This window comes from Undibacterium sp. TC4M20W (genome assembly GCF_049340245.1).
In the GTDB taxonomy this organism is placed as follows: domain Bacteria; phylum Pseudomonadota; class Gammaproteobacteria; order Burkholderiales; family Burkholderiaceae_D; genus Undibacterium.
The window spans coordinates 51690-58090 of the sequence record NZ_JBMPPI010000034.1; the positions used below are offsets into that span (position 1 = coordinate 51690).

The 6401-nt window shown below is 46.0% G+C and carries 7 protein-coding genes; 1 reads left to right on the forward strand and 6 read right to left on the reverse strand.

What is annotated here, in order from left to right:
- Positions 1 to 129: 129 nt before the first annotated feature.
- From ACO0LL_RS26570 to ACO0LL_RS26585, 4 genes are all read right to left on the reverse strand, one after another.
- On the reverse strand, positions 130 to 624 hold the full coding sequence (locus ACO0LL_RS26570) for a hypothetical protein (protein ID WP_422953829.1): 495 nt from the start codon (positions 622 to 624) through the stop codon (positions 130 to 132).
- Positions 625 to 751: 127 nt separating this feature from the next.
- Positions 752 to 1111, reverse strand: coding sequence for a DUF6086 family protein (locus tag ACO0LL_RS26575; protein WP_422953830.1), 360 nt, complete (start codon positions 1109 to 1111; stop codon positions 752 to 754).
- A gap of 19 nt (positions 1112 to 1130) precedes the next feature.
- Positions 1131 to 2465: a type II toxin-antitoxin system HipA family toxin gene (locus tag ACO0LL_RS26580; protein ID WP_422953831.1), complete on the reverse strand. Its 1335-nt coding sequence runs from the start codon at positions 2463 to 2465 to the stop codon at positions 1131 to 1133.
- 2 nt (positions 2466 to 2467) lie between these two features.
- Positions 2468 to 2737, reverse strand: a complete 270-nt coding sequence (locus tag ACO0LL_RS26585; RefSeq protein ID WP_422953832.1) for a helix-turn-helix domain-containing protein — start codon at positions 2735 to 2737, stop codon at positions 2468 to 2470.
- Positions 2738 to 3163: 426 nt separating this feature from the next.
- Between ACO0LL_RS26585 and ACO0LL_RS26590 the strand changes: the two genes are divergently transcribed.
- A complete protein-coding gene (locus ACO0LL_RS26590; RefSeq protein ID WP_422953833.1) occupies positions 3164 to 4882 on the forward strand; it encodes a serine hydrolase domain-containing protein in 1719 nt (572 codons plus the stop codon).
- Positions 4883 to 5026: 144 nt separating this feature from the next.
- Here ACO0LL_RS26590 and ACO0LL_RS26595 read toward each other — a convergent pair whose 3' ends face one another.
- Together ACO0LL_RS26595 and ACO0LL_RS26600 are read right to left on the reverse strand one after the other, a co-directional pair.
- The gene (locus tag ACO0LL_RS26595) at positions 5027 to 5854 is read right to left on the reverse strand and encodes a hypothetical protein (protein ID WP_422953834.1); all 828 of its coding nucleotides are present in this window, start codon (positions 5852 to 5854) and stop codon (positions 5027 to 5029) included.
- Between the two features lie 87 nt (positions 5855 to 5941).
- The gene (locus ACO0LL_RS26600) at positions 5942 to 6250 is read right to left on the reverse strand and encodes a putative quinol monooxygenase (RefSeq protein ID WP_422953835.1); all 309 of its coding nucleotides are present in this window, start codon (positions 6248 to 6250) and stop codon (positions 5942 to 5944) included.
- Positions 6251 to 6401 lie beyond the last annotated feature (151 nt).

Below are 6401 nucleotides of genomic sequence, written 5' to 3' on the forward strand. Positions count from 1 at the left end.
TTACTTATTTACCGCTTCAGAGCCCATAAAATCACTGTCAGCGCCGTCCAAGAGGCAGGAAAGTATTTCTGATGCCTATTTTACTAATCAACTCGCTCGTCGCAATGTAGCATTCAACAGCTCAATCAACTATTTGGGTACAGTCTTATCGTCAAAAACATAATATTTATTTTTGAAATCATAAATACGGACAAAATCTCTCAGTGCACCTGACCACATGCCAAAATGGCCCGTATCGCTCTGGTCAAAAAATGCCTCTATAGTTGCCACCTTGCCGTTAAATTTATAGAGTAACTTATATTTTTTATCGATTCGCTTCCTGTCATCCTCCGTTTCATACGGCCCGGAATCGACATTTAGCCAAAGGCAATCCTTGCTGGAATTTCTGACCTTTGTCAAACATATGGACATATTTTCCCTGCCAACAGTCACATAGCCAGTCACCAAGACAAGTTTTCCATCGTAACGTTCAGGTGTCGCGATCAGATTAATGAGAGACAGGCTTTGAAAGCGATTTTCGACATCGGCTTCAGTGGCAGTGGCAGTGGCAGTGGCAAAAAGACTAGTTCCAGAAAACAGGCAGACAACCATTAGGCGGTGGATTTGATTGTATATTTTTTTCATCTTATATAACCTGATAAACAGCCTCATAAAAAACAGCCTCATAAAAAACAACCTCATAAAAAACAACCTCATAAAAACCGATAGCAAGATCAAGCTGCTCACGAATCTCCATCGTGAAATGGCACGCTCAACTTGGCATGGACTTGCTCACCTCGGCAGAAATTGCCAGTAATTCCTCTGAAACTAAAAGCTTTTCAAAGTTGCCGGAATTTACTCTCTTGAATAACTCAATCATGATCGCTAGCGTCGGCAAAAGCTGACTTTTAAGAACAACATGGCGACTCTCAGTTTGAAATTCACATAATTTCGCGATAAATACATTCAATTGATCTTCGTGTATATCGAACATGTCCGAGGCTTGTTCTACAAATCCGCTCTCCAGTTTCAGTACATTTTCCATTACCCTGATTTGGGCAATAAACAGTTTTCCTATCGTCAAACTTGGCTGCCAAATTGATTTGTCGCCAATACCTATCCAGTATCCCATTTCATTTACCTCAGGTTACTCATGAAGACTTGTCTTCCATTTCAGACAAAAAACGTTGCTGCTGCCTGAGCATCCCATCCCTGATACTGCTCCATATCTGCTCAGGAAAATGTACTGGCAATTCGTGCTCAACCTGCGCCAAGGCATCTGGTACATGTTGAACCAGTCGTTGCATCTGCGCAAAACCATCCACAACACCAGTCTGCGCGGCCAGTCCCTGCCAATGCCGTACATGCATCTCACTCATTTTGAAGTGCGCATTCTTTGATCTCAAAGCCATGGCCATCTTGATTTTCTTTTCCTGCAATTGATTTGCACCACGCCCTATCACTGGCCATGCTGACAAAATATCGTACATGGGTGTCATGCGGTAATCGCCACCAGTAAGCAAAGAAATTGAGAAGTTTTTGGCATGACCATCAGTCGCTGCCAGCAACCAGAATGCCAGGTTCACCAATACAAAATTCAGTTTATCTTTGGCTGCGCTGACACTGCCCTCCAATATGTGCAGACACTGCGCCATGCCAGGCCCGCCGTCAGCTTCATATTTATTGTCTGGCGCAACGCCGCTGGCTTGGCAGAAATCTTCTTGTGGCAACCTGGCTATCCAGTGCCCCATCCACTTTCTGTCAAAACGCTCAACCACCAAAACTTTTTGTGTGCCAAATTGCGCAATCTCAGTCTTGGCTACGTCAAATCCCAGTGCTGCCATGATACGCATGCACAGCCATTCGTTTTCTATGGACCCAGACATATCGACACGCATGCCACCAATCAAACCCAAAGGTAATTTAAGGATATGTGTCGTCGGTGTCATACCGTGTGGTACATGCCATTGGTTCTGATACCAGAGCAAAGCAGTTTTCTCTTGCGCCCCTGCCAGCGAAATACGGAAGTCGTCGATGAAATCGGCGTCATCTTCATCACTGGTCACATTCAACAATAATTTTTCGACTTCACCATCTGTCAGCCTGGTCGCGGTAATTTTATCGAAGCCCTCAGGTTTTATATTCAACGGTAAAATTTGTATGGCACCTATGCAATCACGACCCAATGCTCCCAGCAAGTCAGGCACATTTGTAGACACAAGTTGATAGCGATGACTTATGCGCTGCCTGATCTTTTTATTGTCAGGTAAGAGATTGTCAAAGAAGTTTTTTACAGCCTTGCCACGCAAGATGCTCTTGCCTGCGGTAATAGGTAATGAGAGTGACAGGGGACGAGCCGCCGCCGATTTAATCCAGCTTTCTGCATACTCAAATTGATGTGTGTCAGTGCGATCCCAACTCCACACGCCAACCAGCAAGCCGTTCATCCAGACATTGAGTGATTGATGAATACGAGATTTGCTCATGATTACCAATCCGGCGTAGTGTCGTTATCGGGTTTGCCTGTAGCAGTTTCATCATCCTGACGCTGGTAGATAGACAAACTGCAGCCAAGCAAATGCAAGATGCTCAGCATTTGATCCACGCTTACTGCCCCAGGATTATTTTCTATATTGGCGATCCTGACTTGCCCCACGCCCAGCATTTTTCCGAGAGCAGCCTGTGACAAGCCCTGTTGACTGCGCAAAGACTTGAGATGACTACTAAGCTGCGTTGCCAGGCTGATTCTGTAATCCATGATTCCCCTATCTCTGCATTGCTTTTACATGTCCGGATAAGAAGCAATGAGCACCTTTGGACATTATTCAATTTATCACTCAAAAGTAATAATATCAATATATCACTTTAAGATGATATTTTATATTTATCACTAACAAACTATAAATCACACCCAGCCATATTTTTGCCGACGAATCAACTCTATCGATACCTCCCTCATCACCATTGCAACACTGAACAGGCCGTGCAAGCCACTCATTGCAGAGAGTGACCATGACAGCAGACTCAGCCCCTATCCATGCGCCTCCTCCCACCATGATCAATTGAGCATGCATATATTGCATTCCATGACTGCAATGCCGCGTTCTGTCGCTTAACCGCGCGAATTACCTTGGCAATTCAGTATGCTGTAGTTTATCCATCAACCCCACCACGGACACCCATCATGCGTGCATACCGTCAGCCAGTACCATCCCGTGCAACAACAAAATCCATCGCATTGCTTGGCCTGATTGCCTTTTCTCTTGCCGGTTCCAGTGTCTATGCGGGGGTGGCTGCGACTACCTCTGCATTGCCAGACGTAAAATCGCTTGCAGGGCAATGTGATGCCATCCTGCAAGGAGTGTCTGATGCAGGACCTGGCACCGTGGTACTTGCAGCGCGCAAAGGCGAGCTGATTTGTACTTCGGCACGCGGCATGGCTGATATCGAATTAGGCTTGGCATTAAAGCCTGAGCAAAAATTCCGGATAGGTTCCATCACCAAGCAGTTCACCGCCGTTGCACTATTAAAATTGGTAGATCAAGGCAAAGCCAGGCTGGACGATCCCTTATCCAAATACCTGAGCGATTTTCCTGATGGCAGCAAAATCACCTTGCTGCAGTTACTCAATCACACCGCTGGCGTAGGCGAACTCACCAGCACGCCAAAATTTGCAGAGACCACGCAAAGGATAGACACCAATAGCAAAGACTTGGTCAAATCGATCAGCGCCTTACCAGCAGACTTTGCCCCAGGCACGTCATGGAAATACTCCAATTCTGGTTATATCCTGTTGAGTTCCGTGATCGAAAAAATTACTGGTAAAAGCTGGAATCTCGCCCTCGACGAATTAATCTTCAAGCCACTCAATCTCAAGGATACTGGTTGGGAAAACCCGGAACAAGTCTGGCCTGGCCTGGTGCGCGGTTACCAAAAAAATGCCCAGGGTGGCTATGCCCCTGCCAGCCCTATCAGCATGACCGTACCGCAAGGTGCAGGTGCGCTGATCTCCACGGTCAATGACTTGTGGCGCTGGAACGAAGCCCTGCATGGCGGACGCCTGTTGTCGGCAGCATCGTATCAGCAAATGACGACGCCACAAGGCACTGCGGTAAAAGGCCGCTATGGTTTTGGCATAGTGAATAATCAGGTGCGCGGCCATTCTGCCTTTTGGCATAACGGCGGCATTAATGGCTTCGTTTCTGGTCTGACGTATATACCAGAAAGCGGCACCACGGTCGTACAGTTGAATAACCTCGAGGGCCCACCCGGCCCTTATCTGTTGCAAATGGCAGCGCAAGTCATAGGCGACCCTTTTGTTGTTCTCGCACGAGAAAAATGGACCGAAGAAAGCATGAAAAATGCGCAAGGCATCTACGCCAAAGATGGCGTGACACGCACCATCAAATTCCAGGATGGCAAACTCTATTCGCGACGCCAGGGCGGGAAAGACCTGGCACTCATCACAGCGACACAAGAACGCCTCGGCTTTGACATAGATCCACTCAACTGGATGGAGTTGGTACGTGACGGGCAAAGAAAAGTCACCGCACTCAACTTTTATCCGCAAGGCGGCTCGGCAAGTGAGCTATGGACACGCCAGGGTGACCTGCCAGCAGAAGCTGCTGCCCCCACACTGAGTGAAGCACAGCTCGCACGACTCGTCGGTTCATATACCAGCCCAGCGTTCAGTGTCGATGTCAGGCGCACCGCCAAGGGCGGCCTGGAAGTCCAGGCCAAAGGTCAACCCAGTGCCGAGATTGTGGCTACAGACGTTAATAAATTTAAACTCATCGTCGTTGATGCAAGCCTGGAATTTGATGCTCAAGGGCCGCTCGCAGAAAATGTTGTTTTGCGCCAGGGTGGGCAAGAAATAAAAATGCAGCGCGTCAGCGAGAAATAGGTTTGCACTGAAACTGCGCAAGATTGTTGAGGACGATTGTCGCGACGGATGATAAAGAGTATCGGAATTGTTATTAAAGTTAAAGCGGTGTCTTCAGTAACTGTCTGACATCGCTTTAAACTCATAAAAGACATTCAGTTTCAGCTAATCCAGTTTTTTTATTTCTCCCTGAGTGTCCAGGCCAAACGACACCAAGAGTTCCATTCGATCAGGGTGATGTTTTTGCAAGTAATCAATATTCCCATATCCTGCTGGTGCAGAAATATTCTGGATATTCATTTTATTCATTACACCGACTGTTGCAACCCATACCCGTTTGTAAAAGACAGGTTCATGCCCTAGCCTGGTTATATACTCATTCACATTTATTTTCTTAAAAAAATGCCGCTGTTCAGACAATAATAGATTGGAACCCTCATATCGTAATTTATCACTATCCAAATACGCTATTTGCTCCGCGGACGCTTTCCCAGCTAAAGAAAGCGCCAAATAGTCCTCATACTTTTTATTCATTTCCCTGATAGTCCATTGCTCCGCACTACCATGCCAAATAACCAATGCGGAAGGCCTGATTATTTTTGCTTTTGCTGCGGTAAATACATAGTTTGCGCATGAGGACATGCACAAACTAGGCACTTCGACCTCAATCTGATTGTCGTATACCCAATGTCCAAAGAGGATGCCGAAGTGTGCATCTCCTCCCTGGGAATTAATGAACAAACGTTCTATTTTTTTATCCGCCGCAGCAGAAATAAAGTCATTGACCGTTTCATCAATAACACCAAAATAAAGACCAACATTATCTATAAAATAGAATTTTGCAGGCGTCCTGCTTTTTTCAGGTTTAGATTCATCAGCCATTGCACTAATTGATAATGCGGCCATTGTCAGCGCAACCACGGTCTGTTTATATGTCTTCATGCACTTGGAATTCAAATTAATTTTTTGAGGTAAGTCTGTTTGGTGTCTCAATATATACCTCCTGGAGGAAGGCGATATTTCATCTTAAAGTACAGATTAAAATTATGAGCTCTAGCTATGTTAATACGATCGTCAAAATCAGGGATTCTTCACCCACATCGGCGTCAACGCCGTCACCTGCGGCGGGCCAAATAACAAAGATTCGACATCGACCAGATAAGTAGCATAACTGGCTGCCTGCAAAAATGCCTGTGAGGCTTCTGCGCTGCTGTATTGCTGAAACGCACAGATCACGTCCGGATCAGCATTGTCAAAGCAATAGAAATAGGCCAGGTGGCCAGGATTAGCTGCAACAGCCGGGGCCATATGTTTTTCCCAGACAGCGCGCACTTCGTCGCGTTTTCCTGGCTGGGTTTTTTGTTTAATGATGACGGCAAAAGTGTTCATAGAGCTTTCAGTCCTGTGTTTGTATTAAGGAACATCTGATTAAGTTCTAATTTCCATCAATTACAAAATCATGTTCCAGTCAAAGCATAAAACGTGCTGCTGAACATGATTTTCATCAAGAATTGGGGAGTTGTATCCCCAACTTCTTCAG

Excerpts from the sequence above, each read along its gene's own strand:
- ACO0LL_RS26570 (WP_422953829.1), bottom strand. The coding sequence starts at position 624 with ATGAAAAAAATATACAATCAAATCCACCGCCTAATGGTTGTCTGCCTG.
- ACO0LL_RS26575 (WP_422953830.1), bottom strand. The coding sequence starts at position 1,111 with ATGGGATACTGGATAGGTATTGGCGACAAATCAATTTGGCAGCCAAGT.
- ACO0LL_RS26580 (WP_422953831.1), bottom strand. The coding sequence starts at position 2,465 with ATGAGCAAATCTCGTATTCATCAATCACTCAATGTCTGGATGAACGGC.
- ACO0LL_RS26585 (WP_422953832.1), bottom strand. The coding sequence starts at position 2,737 with ATGGATTACAGAATCAGCCTGGCAACGCAGCTTAGTAGTCATCTCAAG.
- ACO0LL_RS26590 (WP_422953833.1), top strand. The coding sequence starts at position 3,164 with ATGCGTGCATACCGTCAGCCAGTACCATCCCGTGCAACAACAAAATCC.
- ACO0LL_RS26600 (WP_422953835.1), bottom strand. The coding sequence starts at position 6,250 with ATGAACACTTTTGCCGTCATCATTAAACAAAAAACCCAGCCAGGAAAA.